This window comes from Anaerotignum sp. (genome assembly GCF_017483025.1).
Lineage (GTDB): Bacteria > Bacillota > Clostridia > Lachnospirales > Anaerotignaceae > Anaerotignum_A.
Window position 1 is genome coordinate 1 of record NZ_JAFUMA010000077.1, and the last position, 22,792, is coordinate 22,792.

At 47.0% G+C, this 22,792-nt stretch carries 21 protein-coding genes, 1 pseudogene and 1 other annotated feature; of the genes and pseudogenes, 15 read left to right on the forward strand and 7 right to left on the reverse strand.

All coding sequences use genetic code 11. The annotated features are described in order from the left end of the window. Positions 1–689 (forward strand): GntR family transcriptional regulator (locus tag IJ369_RS06810; protein ID WP_290717506.1); only part of this gene is annotated, 689 nt, incomplete at its 5' end. A 52-nt stretch (positions 690–741) separates the two neighbouring features. Here IJ369_RS06810 and IJ369_RS06815 read toward each other — a convergent pair. From IJ369_RS06815 to IJ369_RS06825, 3 genes are all read right to left on the reverse strand, one after another. After that, positions 742–1,347 carry a hypothetical protein gene (locus IJ369_RS06815; protein WP_290717508.1) on the reverse strand — a complete coding sequence of 202 codons (606 nt, stop codon included), beginning with the start codon at positions 1,345–1,347 and terminating at the stop codon, positions 742–744. A 44-nt stretch (positions 1,348–1,391) separates the two neighbouring features. Beyond that, on the reverse strand, positions 1,392–2,333 hold the full coding sequence (locus IJ369_RS06820) for a recombinase family protein (RefSeq protein WP_290717510.1): 942 nt from the start codon (positions 2,331–2,333) through the stop codon (positions 1,392–1,394). Positions 2,334–2,448: 115 nt separating this feature from the next. Further along, a complete protein-coding gene (locus IJ369_RS06825; protein ID WP_290717512.1) occupies positions 2,449–2,685 on the reverse strand; it encodes a hypothetical protein in 237 nt (78 codons plus the stop codon). Positions 2,686–2,835: 150 nt separating this feature from the next. Between IJ369_RS06825 and IJ369_RS06830 the strand changes: the two genes are divergently transcribed. Together IJ369_RS06830 and IJ369_RS06835 are read left to right on the forward strand one after the other, a co-directional pair. Then, positions 2,836–3,531 carry a S8 family serine peptidase gene (locus IJ369_RS06830; RefSeq protein WP_290717514.1) on the forward strand — a complete coding sequence of 232 codons (696 nt, stop codon included), beginning with the start codon at positions 2,836–2,838 and terminating at the stop codon, positions 3,529–3,531. 17 nt (positions 3,532–3,548) lie between these two features. Further along, positions 3,549–3,977 carry a hypothetical protein gene (locus tag IJ369_RS06835; RefSeq protein ID WP_290717516.1) on the forward strand — a complete coding sequence of 143 codons (429 nt, stop codon included), beginning with the start codon at positions 3,549–3,551 and terminating at the stop codon, positions 3,975–3,977. 40 nt (positions 3,978–4,017) lie between these two features. Here IJ369_RS06835 and IJ369_RS06840 read toward each other — a convergent pair whose 3' ends face one another. Further along, on the reverse strand, positions 4,018–4,737 hold the full coding sequence (locus IJ369_RS06840; protein WP_290717575.1) for a helix-turn-helix domain-containing protein: 720 nt from the start codon (positions 4,735–4,737) through the stop codon (positions 4,018–4,020). A 729-nt stretch (positions 4,738–5,466) separates the two neighbouring features. On the opposite strand from IJ369_RS06840, the gene brnQ reads away from it, so the two are divergent. The 4 genes from brnQ to IJ369_RS06860 all read left to right on the forward strand — a co-directional run bounded on the left by brnQ (position 5,467) and on the right by IJ369_RS06860 (position 9,498). Then, positions 5,467–6,786: a branched-chain amino acid transport system II carrier protein gene (gene brnQ / locus IJ369_RS06845; protein WP_290717518.1), complete on the forward strand. Its 1,320-nt coding sequence runs from the start codon at positions 5,467–5,469 to the stop codon at positions 6,784–6,786. Positions 6,787–6,980: 194 nt separating this feature from the next. After that, entirely contained in the window at positions 6,981–7,466 is a 486-nt protein-coding gene (locus IJ369_RS06850; protein WP_290717520.1) for an RNA polymerase sigma factor, read from the forward strand. Beyond that, positions 7,467–8,369, forward strand: coding sequence for a DUF3298 and DUF4163 domain-containing protein (locus tag IJ369_RS06855; RefSeq protein WP_290717522.1), 903 nt, complete (start codon positions 7,467–7,469; stop codon positions 8,367–8,369). 181 nt (positions 8,370–8,550) lie between these two features. Continuing rightward, complete coding sequence (locus IJ369_RS06860; protein WP_290717524.1) at positions 8,551–9,498, forward strand: stalk domain-containing protein; 948 nt, start codon at positions 8,551–8,553, stop codon at positions 9,496–9,498. Positions 9,499–9,565: 67 nt separating this feature from the next. Here the strand turns inward: IJ369_RS06860 and alaS are convergent, their stop codons facing one another. From alaS to rpoN, 3 genes are all read right to left on the reverse strand, one after another. Beyond that, positions 9,566–12,208 (reverse strand): alanine--tRNA ligase, encoded by a 2,643-nt coding sequence (gene alaS / locus IJ369_RS06865; protein WP_290717525.1) that lies wholly within the window; start codon positions 12,206–12,208, stop codon positions 9,566–9,568. Positions 12,209–12,481: 273 nt separating this feature from the next. Further along, positions 12,482–12,727 (reverse strand) — a binding site (T-box leader). Positions 12,728–12,786: 59 nt separating this feature from the next. After that, positions 12,787–14,208, reverse strand: a complete 1,422-nt coding sequence (gene pdxR / locus IJ369_RS06870) for a MocR-like pyridoxine biosynthesis transcription factor PdxR (protein WP_290717527.1) — start codon at positions 14,206–14,208, stop codon at positions 12,787–12,789. Positions 14,209–14,256: 48 nt separating this feature from the next. After that, positions 14,257–15,624 carry an RNA polymerase factor sigma-54 gene (gene rpoN / locus IJ369_RS06875; protein WP_290717529.1) on the reverse strand — a complete coding sequence of 456 codons (1,368 nt, stop codon included), beginning with the start codon at positions 15,622–15,624 and terminating at the stop codon, positions 14,257–14,259. 456 nt (positions 15,625–16,080) lie between these two features. Between rpoN and rsxC the strand changes: the two genes are divergently transcribed. From rsxC to IJ369_RS06915, 8 genes and pseudogenes are all read left to right on the forward strand, one after another. Beyond that, a complete protein-coding gene (gene rsxC / locus IJ369_RS06880; protein ID WP_290717531.1) occupies positions 16,081–17,472 on the forward strand; it encodes an electron transport complex subunit RsxC in 1,392 nt (463 codons plus the stop codon). An 18-nt stretch (positions 17,473–17,490) separates the two neighbouring features. Further along, positions 17,491–18,447 carry an RnfABCDGE type electron transport complex subunit D gene (locus IJ369_RS06885; protein WP_290717533.1) on the forward strand — a complete coding sequence of 319 codons (957 nt, stop codon included), beginning with the start codon at positions 17,491–17,493 and terminating at the stop codon, positions 18,445–18,447. A 2-nt stretch (positions 18,448–18,449) separates the two neighbouring features. Then, a complete protein-coding gene (locus IJ369_RS06890; protein ID WP_290717535.1) occupies positions 18,450–18,986 on the forward strand; it encodes an RnfABCDGE type electron transport complex subunit G in 537 nt (178 codons plus the stop codon). Then, positions 18,986–19,579: pseudogene (gene rsxE, locus IJ369_RS06895) on the forward strand (electron transport complex subunit RsxE); the annotation flags it as partial. The gene IJ369_RS06890 and the pseudogene rsxE, both read left to right, overlap by 1 nt. A gap of 19 nt (positions 19,580–19,598) precedes the next feature. Further along, the gene (rsxA, locus tag IJ369_RS06900) at positions 19,599–20,177 is read left to right on the forward strand and encodes an electron transport complex subunit RsxA (RefSeq protein ID WP_290717539.1); all 579 of its coding nucleotides are present in this window, start codon (positions 19,599–19,601) and stop codon (positions 20,175–20,177) included. 19 nt (positions 20,178–20,196) lie between these two features. After that, positions 20,197–21,105: an RnfABCDGE type electron transport complex subunit B gene (locus IJ369_RS06905; protein ID WP_290717540.1), complete on the forward strand. Its 909-nt coding sequence runs from the start codon at positions 20,197–20,199 to the stop codon at positions 21,103–21,105. Between the two features lie 185 nt (positions 21,106–21,290). Continuing rightward, the gene (locus tag IJ369_RS06910) at positions 21,291–21,551 is read left to right on the forward strand and encodes a DUF4321 domain-containing protein (protein WP_290717542.1); all 261 of its coding nucleotides are present in this window, start codon (positions 21,291–21,293) and stop codon (positions 21,549–21,551) included. 201 nt (positions 21,552–21,752) lie between these two features. Further along, positions 21,753–22,787 carry a rod shape-determining protein gene (locus IJ369_RS06915; protein WP_290717544.1) on the forward strand — a complete coding sequence of 345 codons (1,035 nt, stop codon included), beginning with the start codon at positions 21,753–21,755 and terminating at the stop codon, positions 22,785–22,787. Positions 22,788–22,792 lie beyond the last annotated feature (5 nt).

The following is a 22,792-nucleotide window of genomic DNA, read 5'->3' on the forward strand; positions in this document are numbered from 1 at the left end:
CAAGAGATGAGTTGACGGGGAAGAAAATCACTCTTACGGACAAGATCTATCAGGATATCAAGGATGATATCGCATCCAAAGTATTTCAACCCGGCGAAAAATTAAACATCAAAGAACTTGCCAGAAAATACAATGTCAGCGATACACCTGTAAAACAGGCATTACAGAGACTGGCTGATGAAAAAATGGTAGTCAATACCCCCAATAAGGGTATGAGCGTCCGGGCGTTGACACCCCATGAACTGACAGATATCTTCGATATGCGACTGATGATGGACACCTTCTTCGTAAAGGATATCGTTACCACACTGAATTATAATCAGCCCCTGCGCCAGCAGTTGATCGACTGCCTGGAAGCACAGCGCAAATTTGTGGAAAACGATGATTCTTCCCATAAACCCGAAGAATTTTTCGAACTGGATATGGAATTCCATACATTATATCTGACAGCTTCCGGCAACCAGAAGGCCGTTGATGTATTAAGAGACCTGCAGCCCTTCACCTATGCATCCGGCACCTACGTAAGCCAGCCTCGTTACAGAGACATGGAATGCGTTGCGGAACATCAGGCGATTCTGGATGCTGCTCTGGCATCTGATCTGGATGCCCTGCGGGCAGCGGTAACAGCCCATCTGGACAATTCCAGAAAAGCTCTACAGCTGATCTTTAAGGTAAGCCAGATGGTTTGATTTCATAAAGCAATAAAAAAAGACCTAACATTTGTTAGGCCTTTTTTATTGCTTAAATAACAAAGAGCAAATATACCTGATGGGCATCCATGCTCAGCTCGTTCCAGTATGTGCGGAATGTATCTTCATCCAGCTCTGCCTCGTTGGAAAGCACGCAAACAGTATGTTCTGCACTGCCTTCTTCCAGAGTGAAGCCTTCAAACACTGTCAGGCATTCATAAACCTTCTGAGTGTAATCTACTTTTTCTTCATATTCATAACCATCTCTGGTAATATCAGAAACGACCAGATAGCTGCCGTTTTCCAGCTGCTTCACATAATCCAGCATTGCGCCACCCTTCAGAGAGAACTGGCAGATGATCACGGAATCCGTTTCCCCTGCAGCAAAAGCATCCCAGTTTTCCTGGCCGCCAACCACTGTGCCATTCTGGATCGTAAACATGCCTGTTGCTGCTGCACTGTCTGCTGTCAGGTCTGCCCCATAATTCTGCAGCTCTTTCTGCATCCCTGCTGCCACTTCTTCTGTTTCCGCATCCAGTTCTGTTGTTGTTTCCACAGCCTGGTCTTCTGCAGGTGCTTCTTCCGCATTGCCGCCGCAGCCAGCCACACCACAAGCCATCACTACAGCAAAAAGCATTGCAATCATTTTCTTTTTCATGATTTTTCCTCCTTAGATATCACTTTTATATTTCGACGGATGATTTATTCCTTTGTTCCGGGGGTGGGCGCCGCTCCTTTGCGTCGCTCTTCCATCATTCTCCCCACATCCTCGAATTTCTCTTGTGCAACGATAGATTCGTGGGTGTTTTCCACCACGATCCACCGATTTTTCGGCAATTCCCGTGTCCGTTTCTCCTTAAAGCTGATCTTCTCCTCTTTTCCCTGCACCATGTGGCCCAGGTAAACAGGATTTTGCAGGATCTTCCGTACGGTTCCCGCAGACCATCTTTGGCAGTCTTTTCTGCCCATATCCTGTCCGCGGCTTTTTTTCACCTGCGAAGGTGTTAGGATGGCTTTTGCCGTCAATCGCTCTGCAATCATTTTACAGGAAAGCCCCGATAAGTACAAGTCATATATTTCTTCCACCACAGGTGCCGTTTCCCTGTCAACGACAAGATGATGGCGGCAGAAGGGGTCTTTCAGATAGCCATAGGGCGCATAATTCCCCAGAAACTGCCCTTCTTCCATCTTGCGTCGGAACACGGCCCGTATATTTTCCGAAAGCTCCTCCGAATACCATTCATTCACCAAACTGTTGATCTGACGAGCTTTTTTATTGGCACGGAGGGACGTATCCACATGATCCACCACCGTCACAAAACGGATGCCCCATAGGGGGAACAACTCATGTAAATATCTTTCCGCCGTGGCGGCATTGCGGGTAAAGCGGGATTGGGTCTTGCAGAGGATGATGGAAAATCTGCCGTCCCCTGCATCCTGCAACATTTTCCGGAAGGCCGGTCTGTCCTCCCGCAGGCCTGAATAATCCTCATCGGCATAGACGCCATAGACCATCCAGCCATGCTTTTCGGCATATTCCAGCAGAAGAGACTTCTGATTCTGGATGCTTTCACTTTCCGCCATGCCCTTATTTGTATCCTCCACGGAAAGCCTGCAATAAATGGCCACTTTTTCCTGCTTCATCGCCGCCGCTCCTTTTTCTTCTTTAGAAAAAATATACGGTGATTTTTATATTTTAGTATCAAAATAAAAGAACCGCAACAAAATTAGGCTCTTGTCACGGTTTCTTAAGCAAATCTTAAAGTCCTCTGAAAATATATTTCTGACATTTGGGACATACAGAATCTTCGTGGATCTTTTTGCGGCAATCCAGCCCCTTGCCACAATGAGGACAGGTATACAATTTGATTTCCAGGAAAATATCCAGAGCAATGATAATGATCATCAGAGGAATATTGGATGCAAATACAAATGCCATCGCTGCCAATGCATACAGCACCAAACTCAATTTCTGGAATTTTTTGAACTTCGCCATTAATGCGTTTCCTTTATCTGATAAAGCTTGCACAATTTCGACCTCCTTTTTCCCGATTCTTTGTCTCTATTTTACAACAGATGCATACAAAAAGCAATAAAAAAGACGCCATGTCTACGAAAGCGTACAATCGGCGCCGCCATCGCTCCCGTGACCCATGTCACGGGGATCGCCTGCGGCAACGGCTGGAATTCGGATGGGAAATATCGCGGCATCGCCCCCGATGCAAATATCGTTTCTGTGAAGATTCTGGACCGTAACGGGCAGGGAAATTCTACCCACGCAGTGCTGGGGCTGAGATGGATAATGGACAACGCCCGCAAATATAATATTAAAGTAGTAAATCTTTCCATCGGCACCAATGACCGCAAGGTCAACCTGCCTTTGAAGGAAGCCGTGGAAGGGCTCTGGCAAAGGGGCATCGTGGTGGTGGCAGCCGCAGGGAATCCCGATGGGCGCAATGGCTATCGTCCGCCCCCTGCCGTCAGCAGCGGAGTCATTTCCGTGGGCGCATGGGAAGACAGAAGCTATTTCCAGACGCCCTCTTTTTCCCTTTTTTCTCAGGAGGATATGCCCGATCTTTGGGCACCGGGAGAAGAGATCGTTTCCGTCCTTTCGCCGGATTTTGACTTCAACCTGCCCAATCGCAGCCGCAGCAGCATCATCGAACGAAATTATATCACCATGAGCGGCGCATCCATGGCAACACCCCTCATCAGTGGTTTAGCTGCCCTGCTGCTGGCGCGAAACCCCCGCGCCCATCCCGCAGAGATCAAAAAACTGCTGCTGCAAAAAGCCAAGCCCTTCGGCGGCCTTCTGACAGAGGAGGTCTGCCGCACATTTTGAAGAAAGGTGGTTCTCTTATGTCCGAAAACACTGTCTACACCCTGGCAAAGACCCTCCAGAAAACCGATGGGCTGGAAAAGGATTTTTCCCAAATGCTGGCTGCTCTGCAGGATACCATCGAAAAAGAATATCTCTTAAAGATACGTTCCGCCGCCAATCACGAAAAGGCCTTCGCCGTGGAACATCCCCCCAGAGAGGTGACGCTGCTCCGGGCCATGTCCGCTTTTATGGATGAAAACGGAAAACAACAGATCGACCGCATGACGAATGGGCTGCTGTTCCTGCATACCATGCAGCATATCCAACGGGGCGTGGCGGATTTTTCCGCAGGAAATCTGCTGGAGGCCCGCAGCGCAGAAGGCGGCACAGCAGAAGAGCTGCCCTCCACCCAATCCGCCCAGATGGCTGGATTATTACTAACTCTTGCCTTGGCAGATCAATTTTAGGCATAAAAAAGCCTCAGGTCTTTCGACTTGAGGCTCATTTTTACGCATGGTCGCTGACAACGAACATATTCATTTTTTTCAATGCTTTGATATCTTCCTTGGAGACCATCAGTTCCTCTTTCAGTTCGTCATCCTCCTCCAAAATCTCGGGAGACAGGACAAACTTGAAGCACGCAGGCAGGATAGGCTGTGTGGACAGGCCGCAGTAAAGCCCTGCCATTCTGCCGCTATGGCTGAAGGAATTGATGGCATAGAGGAATGCACGCTCAACTTTATTATTCTGATTTTCGAAATTGAAGTTCACAAAAGTATCATATCGGCGCATGGTGCCATGATACAACAGCTTGCACTGGTAATAATTTGCGAAATCTTCCAGATATGCATACATATTTGCGTTGAAAACGCCATTCTCCTCGCCGCCGTCCTGCACTTCGATCACATTGCGGGCGATGCGGCTGCGTCTGCCATCGTAAAAATACATATAATATCTGCTTTTGCCCAGCTTGCGTTTGGTAGGCTCCCCTTCTTCCCCTTTCGCCTGGCTGGCATCTTCATAATCGACCAACTGATTTACGGAAATCTCCAGCGCCCGGGCAATGGTGAACAGGGTTTCGATATCGATGGAGATATCCCCATTTTCATATTTGGAAACCGTGGCCTTACTCTTATGGATCATTCCTGCAAATGTTTCAATGGTCAGATTCTTTGTTTTTCGATACAGACGTATCCTCTGCCCCACATGGATACTGATTTCTTTCATTTCTTTCACCTACGTTCTCTCCTATATTATTATTCTATATCATAATGTAAGAATGAACTTTCTTTCAGTTAAGCCCATTATAGTATAAAATCCTTTGGAAACAAAGTATTCTTTCCAATACTTCTCACTTTTTTATGGAAACTTTATGTGTAAAATACCACAAAGAAAAGCGGCGCCCCTTTTCCACAGGATCTGTTTCTTTACATTATTTTGTTTATGAAAAAACACAACGCCGAATACAGGCATTTTCTGCTATATTCAACGCAAAAGTTTCTTTAAAATAGAACTTTTCCATTTTTTTGGAAGTCTATTTCAGAATTTATTGTTCATCATTGTAACATAGTGATTGAAAAAAATCCATGCTTTTTTCTATTTTCCCGCCGAAAACAAATGAGGTAAATTCCCATTTCTTTGTGCGATTTCACAAAAGCACAGAAAGAAAAACAACGGGAAGAACGAATTCTATTGACATTATGTCAATTTCTTAATAATAAGAAAATCTATGAATTTCGACACATTTTTGCATAATTTCTTAGAGAAGATACCATTTTCGTTTGATTTTTCTATCATGAGTATACAAAATGAGGCTTGTTGTTTCACCAAACTAATTTTCACCGATTTGCTCGAATCTTATTTTTCAGGCATAATACTCTCTACGCAGAAGCACCATCACACCGCAGTAAAGGTGCATAGAGAGAAAAGTTTTATTTTGAAGGAGGAAAATAATTTATGAGCAAAAAGACAAGTTTGAAAGACATTGCCGTGATCGGGCTGGCGCTGTTTGCCATGTTCTTCGGCGCAGGCAATCTGATCTTTCCCCCTTACCTTGGCACAAATGCCGGCAGCAAATGGTTCCTGGGTTTTCTCTGCTTCTTCGTGGCTGACGTAGGTCTGGCTCTGGTAGCCATCCTTTCCATGATCAAAAGCGGTGACGTTTCCATCCAGAGCGTGACAAAAAAACTGGGCCCCATTCCCTCTGCCATCATCAATACACTGATCGTTCTGTGTATCGGGCCCTTCCTGGCGATCCCCAGAACTGCAGCAACGACATTTGAAATGGGCGTGATGCCCCTCTTTCCCAGCATCAACAGCTGGGTATTTGGCGCCATCTTCTTCGGTCTGGTTTTGCTGTTTACTGTACGTCCTTCCGGCGTTGTTGATGTCATCGGCAAATACCTGACTCCCGTGCTGGTTGCCTGCCTGATGGCCATGATCATCATGGGTATGATCAACCCCATCGGTGATATCAGCGAAGCAGCTAAATTTGAAACAGTAAAAGAAGGCGTTATGGCCGGTTACCAGACCATGGACGTTCTGGCTTCCATCGTATTCGTTATCATTATTATTTCCGCAGCGAAGGATAAGGGCTACACAGAAACAAAAGACACAATGAATGTTGTCATTAAATCCAGCATCTTTGCGGCCATCGCCCTGTTCGTGATCTACGGCGGCCTGGCCTTCCTGGGTGCCACAACATCCACAGGCGGCTTCGAAAATTACAATCAGACAGGTCTGGTGGTAGCCATCACGCAGTCTCTGATCGGCAATTACGGCGTGCTGGTTCTGGCGATCATCGTATTCTTCGCCTGCCTGACTACAGCCATTGGTCTGGTTTCTTCCTGCGCATCCTACTTTGAAGGCCTGACAAAAGGCAAGGTATCCTATACAAAAGTAGTGGTCCTGACAGTTGCCTTCAGCTATATCGTATCCAACTTCGGTATTTCTACTATCATCAGCATTGCCGCTCCCGTGCTGAATCTGCTGTATCCCGTTGTTCTGGTGATGATCGTGCTGAATTTCTTCAGCAGCCGCATCAAAAACAACAACATTTACATCTTTGCAGCAGCCTTCGCTCTGGCAGCCAGCGCAGCAGATGTTCTGTGCGGCTTTGGCCTGTCTCTGGAATTCGTTCAGAAACTGCCCCTGGGCACATACCAGTGTGGCTGGATCGTTCCTGCCATCGTTGGCGGCATCATCGGCAAATGCATCCCTGCTTCCGAAAACAATTTCTCTTTCAGCAGAGATGATGAAGACCCCGATGCAGTATAATCACCCCCCGATATTCCTCCCTTTTACAAATAGAATTATCATGATAGAATAGACACTGCCACAGGCAGTGTCTTTCTATTTTTTTAATTTTTTCGCCAACGGCAAACTTTTTCCGCCTTCCACACATCTATAAGACAGAAAACAGAAACAGTTTTCCAAATCAACCGCGGAACATGACAGAAGGAGGTACCTCAATGCAGGACATTTACGACTGCACTGTCCAATATATCATTGAAAATCAAAACAAATTCTATCGTCTGGCTTACAGCTATGTGCAAGAAGAGCAGGCCGCGTTGGATGTGGTGCAAAACGCCATCATCCGCGGTCTGGAGGGCTGCTACGGGCTGCGAAATCCCCTGGCAATCAAGACGTGGTTTTACCGCATCGTGGTGAATGAATCGCTGCAATATCTGCGCAAACAAAAAAACCTGACGACGCTCACAGAAGAACATACGGCAGGGCTGACCTATACGGAGCCAGCCTTCACCGAAGATCACGAGGCTTACGCCGCTGTGATGCGGCTGCCTGCGCCTATGAAGACCGTCGTCATCCTTCATTATTATGAAGACCTGACCCTGAAACAGATCGCAGAGATTACCGACACTCCCCTAAGCACCGTAAAAACCCGCCTATACAGTGCCTTACGAAAACTGAAACAGACCCTGAAGGAGGAAGCATAAATGAATCCCGAAAACGGCAAACAGACTTACGAATCCATTCCCATTCCAGAAAAACTGAACGAAATGGTAGCCCAGACGATCGCATCTCAAAATAAGGAGGAAATTCGCATGAGCTACGAAAACACAAAAACAACATCTAAAACATCCCGTCCCCTCTGGAAAGGCTGTATGGCAGCCGCTGCCGCATTCCTAGTGGCAGGTACCGTCGGGCTGAACGCCAGCCCTGCCTTTGCAGAAGAAATGAGCAAGGTGCCTGTCATCGGCACGCTGGCACAGGTGCTGACTTTCCGCTCTTTTACAGGCATCGTTGACGATGTGGAACTGGATGTGACCGTCCCCATGGTAAAAGGCATGGACGGTAAGGAACTGCCCGCCAAGGTAAATGCACAGATCCAGCAGCTGACAACCAACTATGAAGCAGAGGCAAAGGCAGAACTGGCAGAATACAAAGAATCCTTCTTTGCTAACGGCGGCACGGAAGAAGAATGGGCTGACCGCACCATGAGCCTGTTCATCGATTATGATGTGAAATATTTAGAAGACGATATCCTTTCCCTGCAGGTAACAACAGCAAAAAGCTGGGTTTCTGCTGAGGAAGAACATTACTTCTACAATATCGATCTGAAAAAAGATACAGAACTGACGCTGGCAGATGTGCTGGGAGAAAATTATGTGGAAATCTGCAACAAATCCATCACGGACCAGATCAATGCAAGACTGGCAGCAGATGAAAACGCAGCCTTCTTCGGCTTCGGTGATGATGACGGATTTGCGGAAGGTTTCACAACAGTAGACGACAGCACACCCTTCTATCTGAACGCTGAGGGTAATGTTGTCATCTCCTTCCCCGAATATTCCATCGCTCCTGGTTCCATGGGCATTCAGGAGTTTGTAATCTCCTAAGGGCTCTGCCCTTAAAACCCGCCAGAGGGATTATCCCTCTGGACACCTATACCAAAAACGCTATCATTTCTGATAGCGTTTTTCTTTTTCATAAATATAAGGTTGTCTTTTACATCATTCTATGTTATCCTGTTTTTATAACAAAGACATTTGTTTTCAGAAAAGAAAAGGGGGCCTTCCTATGAAAAAGAAACTGGCATTGATTCTGACCACCATCATGGCATTGAGTGCAGTACCTGTTTATGCAGGCGTGCCTGCCACACCAACCGCATCGAAGGTGTTGGTGAACGGCAAATCAAAAGCCTTTGAAGCCTACAACATCGGTGGCAACAACTACTTCAAATTAAGGGACATCGCCTATGTACTGAACGGTACAGAAGCAGCCTTTTCCGTAGGCTGGGACGGCACAGCAAATTCCATCGCTCTGGAAAAAGGCGAGGCTTATGCACCCACAGGCAGCGAAATGAAAGTCAGCGGCACCAAAGATATCAAGGATGCTGTAGAAAGCAAGTCCACCATCCTCATCGATGGTCAGAAAGCTGCTCTGAAGGCATATACCATCAAAGGCAACAACTATTTCAAACTGCGTGATCTGGGTAATGCCCTTGGCTTTAATATTGGCTGGGATAATGCTTCTCAGACCATCTCCATTGATACAGGTCTTTCCACTGTGGTAACACCTACACAGAAAGAAGAAAAAACCGAACTGACCATGGCAGAACTGAAAGAAATGGGCGTGGATATTGAAATCGTAAGCATTTATTATGACAGCTACTGGAGCGACCCCTTCTTCATCGAAGCCGTAACCTTTGCTGATGATTCTCCTTTCAAGGCGATCTCTACAAAATCCGTAAACGTATGCGGCACAAAGGCAAAAACAGATATTTTCACTGGTGCTTATGCAGCGAAATATCTGGAAGTTGACAAAGTTACAAGAGATTTCTATCTGAAATACAGTTTCCCCAATGGTGTCATGGTACTGAACACTGAGCCTTACCTTCCTGATTACGGCAAGAGAAATGACATCTCCATTGAATATCAGCTGCAGACAAAAGAAGGCAAACTCTATACCTGCAAAACAAATTATAACCTGCTGGTTGAAGGCAACGGCGGTATCTGGCTCGAATAACGAACATAATAAAAAACCGATGGGTTTCCCCATCGGTTTTCTTTTTGCCTTGATTTATTTGATCTGTTTATTTGATCTGTTCCGCAACAACTTCTTTTGCTTTTTCCAGAGCTTCGCCGATCTTGGAAGCATCCTTACCGCCGGCCTGAGCCATGTTGGGACGACCGCCGCCGCCACCGCCGCAAACTGCAGCCGCCGCTTTGATGATGTTACCGGCATGTGCGCCTTTCTTAACCACATCATCTGTAGCCATAACAACCAGGCTTACTTTGCCGCCTGCAGCACCAGCCAGCACGATCACGCCGCTGCCCAGCTTATTCTTCAGCTGATCGCCCAGTGTACGCATTGCGTTGGCATCCATATCTTTTACTTCAGCAGCCAGCACTGCTACGCCGTTGATGTCTACTTTCTGGTTCAGAATTTCATCCGCAGCGCCGCCAGCCATTTTTGCTTTCAGTTTTTCCAGTTCTTTTGCCAGTTCTTTCTGTTCTGCCAACAGCTGTTCCACTCTTGCCACCAGCTTATCGGGAGATGTTTTTACCATCTGTGCTAGTGTACGCACTTCGTCTTCCTGTGCCTGATAATGATGCAGAGCACCTTCGCCTGTCAGCGCTTCGATACGTCTTACGCCGGCAGCAACACCATTTTCGGAAACGATCTTGAAAGAACCAACCTGTGCTGTATTTTTCAGGTGTGCACCGCCGCAAAGTTCGATGCTGTAGCCGCCCATATCAACGACACGAACCACGTCACCATATTTTTCACCAAACAGCGCCATTGCGCCTTTTTCTCTTGCCGCATCAATGCCCATTTCTTCGGCTTTGATGGGATAGCTTGCGAAAATTGCTTCGTTGACCAGTCTTTCTACTTCTTTGATTTCATCAGGAGTCATGGCTGTGAAATGTGTGAAGTCGAAACGCAGTCTGTCAGCGCTTACATAAGAACCGGACTGTTCAACATGTGTGCCCAGAACAGTTCTCAGAGCTTTCTGCAGCAGGTGTGTTGCAGAGTGGTTTCTGGAGGAAGCCATTCTGTGTTTCAGATCAATGGATGCACAAACAGTTCCGTCTACCAGAATTGTACCTTCCACAACAGTACCCATGTGAGCTACTTTACCGCCAACAACTTTCACACAGTCTGTTACTTCTACCAGACCATTTTCTGTTTTGATCACACCATGGTCACCAACCTGACCGCCGCTTTCAGCGTAGAAGGGTGTTCTATCCAGGAATACAGCAACAGAATCGCCTTCCTGTGCGCCTGTAGCAACTTCGTCATTTACAACCAGTGCAATCACTTTTGCATCTGCTACTTCTGCCACATCATAGCCAGCGAAGGTTGTTGTCAGTTCTGCAGACAGTTCGTTATATACGGTTTCAGCAGCGCCCATATAGTTGGATTTTGCTCTTGCGGAACGAGCACGTTCTTTCTGTGCTTTCATTTCTGCTGCAAAAGCATCTTCGTCTACGCTCATGCCTGCCTCTTCCAGGATTTCTTTTGTCAGGTCGATAGGGAAACCATACGTATCATACAGACGGAAGGATTTTTCACCAGTCATCACTGTCTGACCAGCAGCCTTCATTTCATCCATATCTTCTTTCAGGATTTCCATACCTTTATCAATTGTTTTATAGAAGCTGTTTTCTTCGATGGACAGGATCTTGAAGATATATTCCTGTTTATCTACCAGTTCGGGGTAAGCTTCGCCGCTGCAAGCGATCACGGATTTGGACAGTTCAGCCAGGAATTCGCCTTTGATACCCAGCAGTTTACCGTGGCGGGCTGCTCTTCTCAGCAGTCTTCTCAGCACGTAGCCGCGGCCTTCGTTGGAAGGCAGAACACCGTCTGCTGTCATCATTGTTACGGAACGGATATGGTCTGTGATGATACGAACGGAAACGTCGATCTTATGTTCTTTGCCATATTCTACATCAGCTTTTGCACAAACTGCATCACGAACAGATTTTACAGTATCTACGTCGAAAATGGAGTCTACACCCTGCATGATGGTAGCCATACGTTCCAGACCCATACCTGTATCAACGTTTTTGGATGCCAGTTCTGTGTATGTGCCGTCTTCTTCTGCATTGAACTGTGTCAGTACCAGATTCCAGAACTCCATATATCTGTCACAATCACAGCCTACGCCGCAAGTGGGGCTATTGCAGCCATATTCGGGGCCACGGTCATAGTAGATTTCTGTACAGGGACCGCAGGGGCCTGTGCCGTGTTCCCAGAAGTTATCTTCTTTGCCCAGTTTTACGATTCTATCCCAGGGCAGACCAACTTTATCATGCCAGATCTGACCTGTTTCATCGTCCTCTTCATAAATGGTTACATACAGCTTGTCCTCGGGGATTTCCAGCCATTCTGTTACAAATTCCCAGGACCAGGGGATGATTTCATTTTTGAAATAATCGCCAAAGGAGAAGTCGCCCAGCATTTCAAAGAATGTGCCGTGACGGGCTGTTTTACCTACATTGTCGATATCGCCAGTACGGATACATTTCTGGCATGTTGTGACACGTTTTCTGGGGGGGATTTCCTGACCTGTGAAGTATGCCTTCATGGGTGCCATACCGGAGTTGATCAGCAGCAGGCTGTTATCGTTATGGGGCACCAGAGAGAAGGATTTCAGACGCAGGTGATCTTTGCTTTCAAAGAATTTCAGGAATTGTTCTCTGATTTCATTTACACCGAGATTTTTCATAGTTATTTCCTCCTTTAATTTATTTATCGACTCAAAATTCCTCGCCGCGGAAAGGTTCGGAAAACGAAGCGTTTTCTGACTGGAATCCGCAGGCGGAAACCGCGCTTTTCGCCGAGGAAAACAGGCTGTCGCCTTGGAAGTTTGCTTTGCAAACCAGCCTTTGGCTGCTGCTTGCAGTTCCATACAGGCACAGATCTGTTTATACAACCAGTACCACGAAAAAATCCTGATTTTTTCGTATGCGGAAGCATTAAAAAAGTCCCTGTTCCAAAGAACAGGGACGAATGATCGCGGTACCACCCTAGTTACGGCCGCCTTTGACCGTCACTCGAAGCCGTTAACGCCGACATACGCCGCAGTATACTATGGAAGTTTCCTTCCTGTTCCACCGCGAAGCTGACTCTCTTTTCAGAGAATCGAAAAGACTGCTTCCATCCTGCGCTGCTGAGGCATTTCCACCATTCTGCCTCTCTCTGAAAGTCCTGACCGGGATGTACTCCTTCTTTTCATGGCTTTTTCCATTAATGATTTGATTATAGCACTTGGGACAAGTTTGTCAAGGCAGGCAGGATAATTTTTTATTCCAACATCGCCCGAATCGTATCGCCCATACGCTTCAGACCAACTTCAATTTTATCATCACTGAGGTTGGCGAAGCTAAGGCGGACATGTCTGTCCTCTTCCCCGCTGATATCGTACTGGCTGCCGGGGGTCAGGATGACGTTTTTTTCCAGCATGCGGCTGCAGAAGGCTTCCGCGCCCACACCCTCGGGCAATTCCACCCAAAGGCTGACGCCGCCATTGGGATGACCATATTTTGCTGCGCCGGAAAGATATTTTCTCGCGGCAGAAAGGGTCTTGCGGTATTTTTCACTGCCATAACGGCGGGTCTCCGCTGCGTGTTTTTCCCAGCCATTTTCCCGCAGATAATATTCCAAAGCCCTCTGGATAAAACCAGAAGTGGAAATATCTGTGGTATATTTCGCTTCCATCACGGCCTGGTGTATCTTTTTCGGCAAAACGATGAGCCCCATACGAAGCCCCGGCATCAGAATCTTGGAAAAACTCTTGATGTAAATGACACGGTTCTTATAATCCAGTGCTTTTAAGGGCACAATAGGCTCCTTTCCGTAATGGAAATCGTAAAAGTCATCTTCTTCAATGATATATGTATCGTATTTTTCCGCCAGTTCCAGCAGGCGGCGTTTTTTCTCCATGGAATAAGAAATGCAAGTGGGGGTCTGGTAATAGGCCATCATATAGATGAATTTCGGCTGATACAGCTTCAGAAAGTCCTCTAAAATCGTCATATCCATGCCGTCGTTTTCCATAGGGATCTCCACCAGCTTGCCGCCCCGGGAAAGAAATGCCCCCGCCGCACCATAGAAGGTCGGCTTTTCCACAAAAACCACATCCCCATAGCGGAGCATGGCCTTGGAAATGATGTCGATACCCTGTTGGGCACCGGAAATGACCTGCACATTTTCCAGGGAAGTCTTGATGCCATAGCCCTCCAGATAGCGGCAAAGCTGTTCCCGCAGGGGTTCATAGCCCATACTGTCCATATAACGGAACGCGCCGCCCTTTTCCCGATCGAGGACTTCGTTAAAAGCCTTCTTGAAGGCATCCACGGGGAACATTTCATGGGGCAGGGATGTACTTGTAAAGTTGATGGCATTTTCCATATTTAACCCACTGTCGAAGGAGCGGAGATTGCGGTTTGCCACAGGCTCGGGAATATGCTCCACAGGCAAAGGGGAAACAAAGGTGCCGCTGCCCACGCGGGAATAGACCAACTGCTTATTTTCCAGATATTTATAGGCATTGACGATGGTCACGGAATTCACGCCAAAATGCTCTGCCATCTTACGGATGGGGGGCAATTTGCTGTTGGCAGACAAAATCCCATCGGTGATGAGGGCTTCGATACCCTCTGCCAATTGCTGATATAAAGGGCCGCCCTCTGTTTTATTCAATTGGATTTGAAAAATTTCTACCATATTATATATACTCCAAATCGTTAAAAAGTTGTAAAGGTTTTTACACACTCAGTAGGCTTTTCTTCCTGACGCTCCCGGAATGCCCATACCTTCACGGTATTTGGCAACGGTACGGCGGGAAATCTGAATGCCCTCGGCCACCAGTTTCTCTGTCAATTCTCTGTCGCTGAGGGGCTTCTGTTTATTTTCTTCCGCGATGATGGTCTTCAGCCGTTCTCTGATGCTGTCGGCTGAAACGGTGCCTTCCTCTTCTGTTTTCGCCATAGCCTTAGAGAAGAAATCATGGAGAGGTAACACCCCTCTTTCGCACTGGAGATATTTCTCCTTTGCAGCACGGCTGACGGTAGATTCATGGATCTCCAATCCTTCCGCCACATCGGCCATGCGCAGAGGCAAAAGCTGCCCATGGGGATGGAGGAAAAATTCTTTCTGGTATCGGACGATATATTCCGCCACCTGCTGCAAAGTGCTTTCCCGCTTGGAAATGCACTGCAGCGCCCATTCCGCCTGTTTCAGCTTATCGGCGATATATTCTTCTGTTTCGGCATTGGCCCCTTCCCGCAGCAGCTTCACATAGGCATGGCTGATGTTCAGACGGGGCATGACAGCATTATTGGTTGAAACGATGAGTTCCTCCCCTTTTCTTTCTACCAGAATATCAGGAATGACATATTCCACGCCGCCTTCCCCCTGAAAGCCGCTGCCGGGTTTCGGCTGACAGGAGCGGATCTCCTGCAGGGCAGCCATCAATTCTTCCTTGGAGACCTTCAAGGCCTTTGCCATATGGGAAAGGCGATTCTTCGCCAGTTCATCCAAATGAGTTTCTACTATTTTATACGCAAGGGCAGAGGCATTTTTCTGTTTTAATTGAATGAGAAGACATTCCCGCAGGTTTCTGGCACCTACGCCAGGGGGATCTAATGTCTGGAATTCTGCCAGGATACGGGCGGCGGTGCTTTGCTTCAGCTGATATCGTTCGATGAGGGATTCCATGGCATCCTTTTCCAGCCAACCGCTTTCCGCTGTGCTTTCTGCCAGAAAACGCAGTACCTTTTTATTGTCTTCCGGTATTTTCAGAATATTGATTTGAAAGAGAAGATATTCCCTGAGGCTCTGGCCTTCTTTTCTGCCAAAGCGTCCGTCTTCCCGTTCCTGTTCTTCCTGCTCATGCTCCACCTGATAAAAACTGCGGTTCTGCTCATCGGCTTCTTCCAGCCATTCCAGTTTCTGCAGCAGCTTTTCCCCGCGGTTTTCCAGCGGTTCGTTTTCCTCGCTCCATTCCAGCAGAGGATTTTCCTCCGCCAGATCTTTTGCATATTCTGAAAGGGCAAGGGCATTCATTTGCAGAATTTCAACGGATTGTTGCATTTTTTGCGATAAAACCTGTTTTTGTTGCAATTGCAATGAGAGTTCCATGAAATCCCTCCTTTCCCTAGTATTTTAATTGATTTTATTTTATCACAATTTCGTCAATTTTCACACCCATTTGGCAAAATCTCCCCAAAAAATCATAAGAAAAGCCTCTCGATTATGGTAATAAATTAACATTTACTTTTATACATAATAAGTGTAAACTATAAGCAATGATTCATTCGCATACAAAGGATTTTGTAACGGCGGATGTTTCCGCAATATTATAAGGCAAAGATCAGATTTCGACATTATTTTGTGGAAGAAGGTTTCTTTTTTGGAAAATTCAGGTGAAAATTTCTTTTGAAAAAAAGTTTTTTCGCTTTTTTTCTGCGAAATTGTTGAGAAATTCTTATTTTTGTATTAAAATATTGCTGTTATATATAGCTATATTTTTATAAAAGTATAACTGCAACCCGTGCCTTCCCAGGCACACAACTATTTTGAACAGAGGGGGATAATATGCAAGCTTTAACGTTCAAACGTGGTGTACATCCTCCTGATGGGAAAGAACTGGCAAAAGACCAGCCCATCAAGGTGATTATGCCCAAAGAAAACTCTGAATTGTTCTACCCTATGAGCCAGCACATCGGCGCTCCTTGTGATCCACTGGTAGCTGTTGGTGATCATGTAAAAGTAGGACAGAAAATCGCTGAGTCCGGCGCATTCATGTCTTCTCCTATCTTCGCTTCCGTTTCCGGCGAAGTAGTAGACATCAGACCTATGCTGGTACCCGGCGGTGCTATGGTAAAAGCTATCGTTGTGAAAAACGACGGCAAAATGGAAGAGATCGAAGGTCTCAACGAAGGTAAAGATTACACAACTATGACAAACGACGAAATCCTGGCAGCTATCAAAAATGCCGGCGTTGTTGGTCTGGGTGGTGCAGGTTTCCCTACACACGTAAAACTGAACCCTCCTAAAGACACACCTATCGATCACATCCTGATCAACGCGGCTGAATGTGAACCTTACCTCACATGTGACTACCGCCTGATGATCGAAGAACCCGAAAGAATCGTAAGAGGTCTGCAGATTATGCTGAAACTGCATCCCAATGCAAAAGGCGTAATCGGTATCGAAATGAACAAGCCCGAAGCAATCGCTTCCATGCAGAAAGCATGCGAAGGCATCGATAACATCACAGTTCAGCCTCTGGTAACAAAATTCCCTCAGGGTTCCGAAAAACACCTGATTTACGCTATCACAAAGAGAGAAGTAAAATCCGGTGCCCTGCCCGCATCTGCTGGCTGTATCGTAGACAACGTTGACACAGTTGTTGCGATCGAAAGAGCAATCTGCAAAGGCAGACCTCTGATGAGAAGAATCGTTACAGTTTCCGGTAAAGGTATCAAAAACCCCGGCAACTACAAGATCAGAATCGGTATGACACTGAGAGATCTGGTAGATGCGATCGGCGGTTTCAATGAAGAAAACCCTCCCGTAAAACTGATTGCAGGTGGTCCTATGATGGGTCCCACACTGTACACACTGGATGTTGCATCCGTAAAAACAACTTCCGGTCTGCTGTGCTTCACAAAAGACGAAGCATACATTCCCGAAGAAAGAAACTGCATCCGTTGCGGTAAATGTGTTGAACACTGTCCTATGGGCCTGATGCCTTTCATGCTGAATGCATGTGCAATCAAAGGCGATGGCGAAGGTTTTGTAAAACATCACGGTCTGGATTGTATCGAATGTGGTTCCTGCTCTTACGAATGTCCTGCAAAACGTCAGCTGGCTCAGTCCATCAGAGCTACTAAGAAGATCGAAGCAGGCAAGAAAGCAGCAGCAGCCGCAGCAGCAAGAGCAAAAGCAGAAGCTGAGAAAAAAGCAGCTGAAGAAAAGAAATAAGAAGGGGGAGAATAAAACATGGCTAACTTTGTAGTATCCGGTACCCCTCACGTGCGTTCTAAAGAATCCATCCAGAGCATCATGCGTGATGTAGTAATCGCTCTGGTTCCTGCAACAGCAGCGGGTATCTATTATTTCGGTCTGAAGGCACTGATCCTGATCGTGGCTTCTATCGTATCTGCCGTTTTCTTCGAATGGCTTTATGAAAAACTTATGAAAAAACCTATTACAATCAGCGACTTGTCCGCAGTTGTAACTGGTCTGTTACTGGCAATGAACCTGCCTGCAGCAGCTCCCGTTTGGGTTGCTATCGTAGGTAGCGCATTTGCTATCATCTTTGCAAAACAGCTGTTTGGTGGTCTGGGTCAGAACTTCATCAACCCTGCACTGGCAGGTCGTGCATTCCTGCTGGCTTCCTACCCTACAGAAATGACAACATGGTCCGTTCCCAACGGCCTGGAAGTTGCTGACGCAGCTACATACGCTACACCTCTGGCACAGCTGAAAGCTGGTTACCTGGACGCTTCTCTGGGTGAACTGCTGATGGGTCAGTGTGGTGGTACAATCGGTGAAACATGTGCAATCGCTCTGATCATCGGTGGCGTATACCTGCTGTACAAACATGTAATCAGCTGGAAGATTCCCGTAATCTACATCGCAACAGTAGCAATCCTGTTCGCAGTAATCGGCAGACAGGGCGTAAGAATGCCCCTGCATGAAATCTGCGCTGGTGGTCTGATGCTGGGTGCAATCTTCATGGCAACTGACTACGCTTCTTCTCCCGTAACACCTAAAGGCCAGATCATCTTCGCAGTAGGCTGTGGTCTGCTGACATACCTGATCCGTACATTCGGTGGTTACCCTGAAGGCGTATCCTACTCTATCCTGATCATGAACTGCTGTGTACCTCTGATCGAAAGATTCACAGAACCTACAATCTTCGGTGCACTGCCTAAAACAAAGGAGGCGAAATAAGCATGAACACTAAAGCAGTAGCAAGACCCGCGATCGTTCTGTTGCTTATCTCCGCTGTAGCTGCTGGCCTGTTGGGCGTAGTTTCCGAAGTTACAGCTGCTCCTATTGCTGCACAGAATGAAAAATCTCTGAACGAAGGCATGCAGGCAGTTATGCCCGATGCATCTTCTTTCGAACAGCTGGATGTTGAACTGACAGGTACAATCACAGCTGTATACAAAGGCGACAACGGTGGTTTCGTTCTTACAACAGCTCCCGGCGGTTTCGGCGGCGCTGTTAACACAATGGTTGGTATTGACGCTGACGGCGTGATCACAGGCCTGCGCGTAACAAGCCACTCTGAAACAGCTGGTCTGGGTGCAAAATCCACAGAACCCGCATTCTATGAACAGTTTGCTGGTAAATCCGGCAGCGTATCCGTAACAAAAGATGGCGGCGAAATCGTTCCCATCACATCTTCTACAATCACATCCAGAGCAGTATGCTCCGGTGCACAGGAAGCCCTGGATTGGGTTGCAGCGAATGGAGGTGCTTATTGATGGCTAACCCTGTAAAAATTATCAAAAACGGCATTATCAATGAAAACCCTACATTCGTTCAGGTTATTGGTATGTGTCCTACTCTGGCGGTAACATCTTCCGCTATCAATGGTATCGGTATGGGTCTTTCCACAACAGCAGTACTGATCTTTGCGAATATCTTCGTATCCCTGCTGAGAAAGATCATCCCTGATACAGTACGTATCCCTTGCTTCATCGTAGTTATTGCTACATTCGTAACAATCATCGAGTTCCTGCTGAAGGCATATCTGCCCGCACTGAACGCATCCCTGGGTCTGTACATTCCACTGATCGTAGTTAACTGTATCATCCTGGCTCGTGCAGAAGCATTCGCTTCCAAGAATGGTCCTTTTGCATCTGCTTGTGACGGTATCGGTATGGGCCTTGGTTTTACAGTAGCTCTGGGCTGCCTGGGTCTGATCCGTGAATTCATCGGCGCTGGTACACTGTTCAACGTATCTGTACTGCCCGAAGCATTCCCTAGAACACTGCTGTTCGTAATGGCTCCCGGTGGTTTCTTCACACTGGCTCTGGTAATGGCATTTCTGAATCACTTCAGAAACAAAAAAGCGTAAGAAGGAGGGGAAATAAATGAATCTGATTCTGTTAGTATTAGCTGGCATTTTCGTAAACAACTACGTAATGTCTCAGTTCTTAGGTATCTGTCCCTTCCTCGGCGTTTCCAAGAAGGTAGATACAGCAGCCGGCATGGGTATGGCCGTAATCTTCGTTATGGCTCTGGCTGCGGCAGCGGCATGGTTGGTATATGCCCTGATTCTGGTACCCCTGAACATCACATATCTGTACAACATCGCGTTCATTCTGCTGATCGCTTCCCTGGTACAGTTTGTAGAAATGTTCCTGAAAAAAGCTGCACCTGCACTGTATCAGGCACTGGGTGTATTCCTGCCCCTGATCACAACAAACTGTGCAGTACTGGGTGTAGCCGTAACAAACATGCAGAAAGGCTACAACTTCATCGAATCCGTACTGAACGCAGTTGGTGGTGCGGCTGGTTTCGCTCTGGCAATCTGCCTGTTCGCTGGTATTCGTGAAAGAATCGCTGACAATGACACACCTAAAGCCTTCGATGGTTTCCCTATGGCTCTGATCACAGCTGGTCTGATGTCTATCGCATTCCTGGGCTTCTCTGGTCTGATCAAACTGTAATGAAGGAGGGTAAAAGAATATGGATCCAATGAGTATTTTATTCCCCGTCCTGAGCGTTGGTGGTATGGGCGTTGTTTTCGGCGCTTGTCTGGGTGTTGCGAGTGAAGTTTTCAAAGTAGACGAAGACCCTCGTATCGGTCAGATTTTGGAATGTCTGCCCGGCGCTAACTGTGGTGGCTGTGGTTTCCCCGGTTGTGGTGGTTGTGCATCCGCTATCGTTGCTGGCACAGCTCCTGTAAACGCTTGTCCCGTTGGTGGCGCTGCCGTTGCTGCTAAAGTTGGTGCGATCATGGGTGTTGAAGCATCCGAATCTGAACCCGTTGCTGCTTTCGTTAAATGTGGCGGTACTTGCGATAAAGCAAAAAATAAATATGATTACTTCGGTATCGATGACTGTAATTTCGCAGTTCAGCTGGCTGGCCAGGGTGCAAAATCTTGCTCCTATGGTTGTCTGGGTCTGGGCAGCTGTAAGAAAGCATGTGCTTTCGGTGCCATCGAAATCGTTGACGGCGTAGCTGTAATCGATAAAGATAAATGTGTAGCTTGTGGTAAATGTGTATCCACATGTCCTAAACATATCATCGAACTGCTGCCCGCGAAAAAGAAAGTTAAAGTACAGTGTTCTTCCAAAGATATGGGTAAGAACGTAATCCCCAACTGCTCCGTTGGTTGTATCGCATGTAAGATCTGTGAAAAGAACTGTCCTTTCGATGCAATCCACGTAATCGACAACCTGGCTGTTATCGATTATACAAAATGTAAAGCATGTGGTATCTGTGCTAACAAATGTCCTAAGGGCGTTCTGACAGGTAAGAGACCTCCTCAGCCCGCTCCCGCAGCTGCACCTGCAGCTCAGGCAGCACCCGCTCCTGCAGCGGCTCCTGCACAGGAAGCTCCTAAAGCAGAAGAAGCTCCTAAGGCTGAATAATTCAGACTTACCGCTTCGCGGCAAAGAGCAGAATGATAATTCTGAATAGCTGAATAATCATAGCTAACCAAAAGCTCTCCGAGAAATCGGAGAGCTTTTTTATTTGTGTTCGCTTTACCCTTGTTAGAAATTATGGTATACTAAATCAGCTAAAATATTCATTTGTTTCTAAGGAGGAGTTACATATGAGAGGACGTTCCTCACAAAATATATGGGTACTGGTTCTGCTGATGCTGGCAGGCGTTGTACTGGGTGGCTTCATCGCAAATATGCTGGGTGGCATTTCTGCCCTGAGCTGGTTGGCTTACGGCAGCAGCTTTGGTCTTTCCTCCCCTCTTGTTCTGGACTTAGGAGTATTGACATTACAGTTTGGTCTGACCATCCGCTTCACCATCGCAGGCATCATCGGCATCATTCTGGCATTTTTTATTTATAGAAAAATGTGATAAAAAAGGGCACAATCAAGCGCCCTTTTTTTCTGTTATTTTCGTCACCAGAATCCATGCATTTTTTCCGAAAAATACAGTGCTTTTCTTGAAAAGAAAGCAAAAAAGCGGTATGATTAAATGTAAGGCAAAATTCAAGAGAATCAACGGCTGCAGCACTTTTGCGGCAGCGTTTTCCAATAATGAAAGGGGTAAAAACACATGATGTTCAATGTCAAAGATATGGGAATCGACCTGGGTACAGCGAATACCTTGGTCTATATGAGAGAAAAAGGAATTATCGTAAACGAACCTTCTGTTGTTGCCATCAACACACAGACAAGAGAAGTGCTGGCTGTGGGCAACGAAGCGAAGGACATGATCGGCCGTACACCCGGCAATATCGTTGCTATCCGCCCCATGAAGGATGGCGTAATCGCAGACTTCGACGTGACACAGGCAATGCTGCGCTATTTCATCAACAAAGCCTATGTACGTTCCCTGTTCGGGCCTAAACCCCGCATCGTCATCTGCGTTCCTTCCGGCGTAACAGAAGTAGAAAAACGTGCAGTTCTGGAAGCTGCCATCGCAGCAGGTTCCAAGGAAAAAGACACCTACCTGATCGAAGAACCCATGGCAGCAGCCATTGGTGCGGGTCTGCCCGTGGCTGATCCTACCGGCAGCATGGTCGTAGATATCGGCGGCGGTACCACAGAAGTTGCTATCATTTCTCTGGGCGGTATCGTAACCAGCACATCCCTGCGCGTAGCCGGTGATGCTCTGGATAACGCCATCGTAACTTATATCAGAAAAGAATTCAGCCTTGCCATCGGCGACCGTACAGCAGAAGAAATCAAGATCACCATCGGCTCTGCATATCCCCTGGAAAGAGAAGAACGCATGGAAATTCGCGGACGCGATCTGGTAAGCGGCCTGCCCAAGACCATCGAAGTAAACTCCATCCATATCCGCGAAGCCCTCAGCGAACCTGTTGGCTCCATCATCAACAGTATTAAGCAGACACTGGAAGCAACTCCCCCTGAACTGGCAGCGGATATTATGGAATATGGCATCACACTGACAGGCGGCGGCGCCCTCCTTCGTGGTCTGAATCACCTGATCACTGCAGAAACAGGCATGCCCGTAAACATCGCCAACGAACCTCTGAACTGTGTTGCTCTTGGCACAGGCATGGTTCTGGAACAGATCGACAAATTGAAATCTGTGCTGATCTCCCCCAGAAAAGCACTTTTCTAAGGATA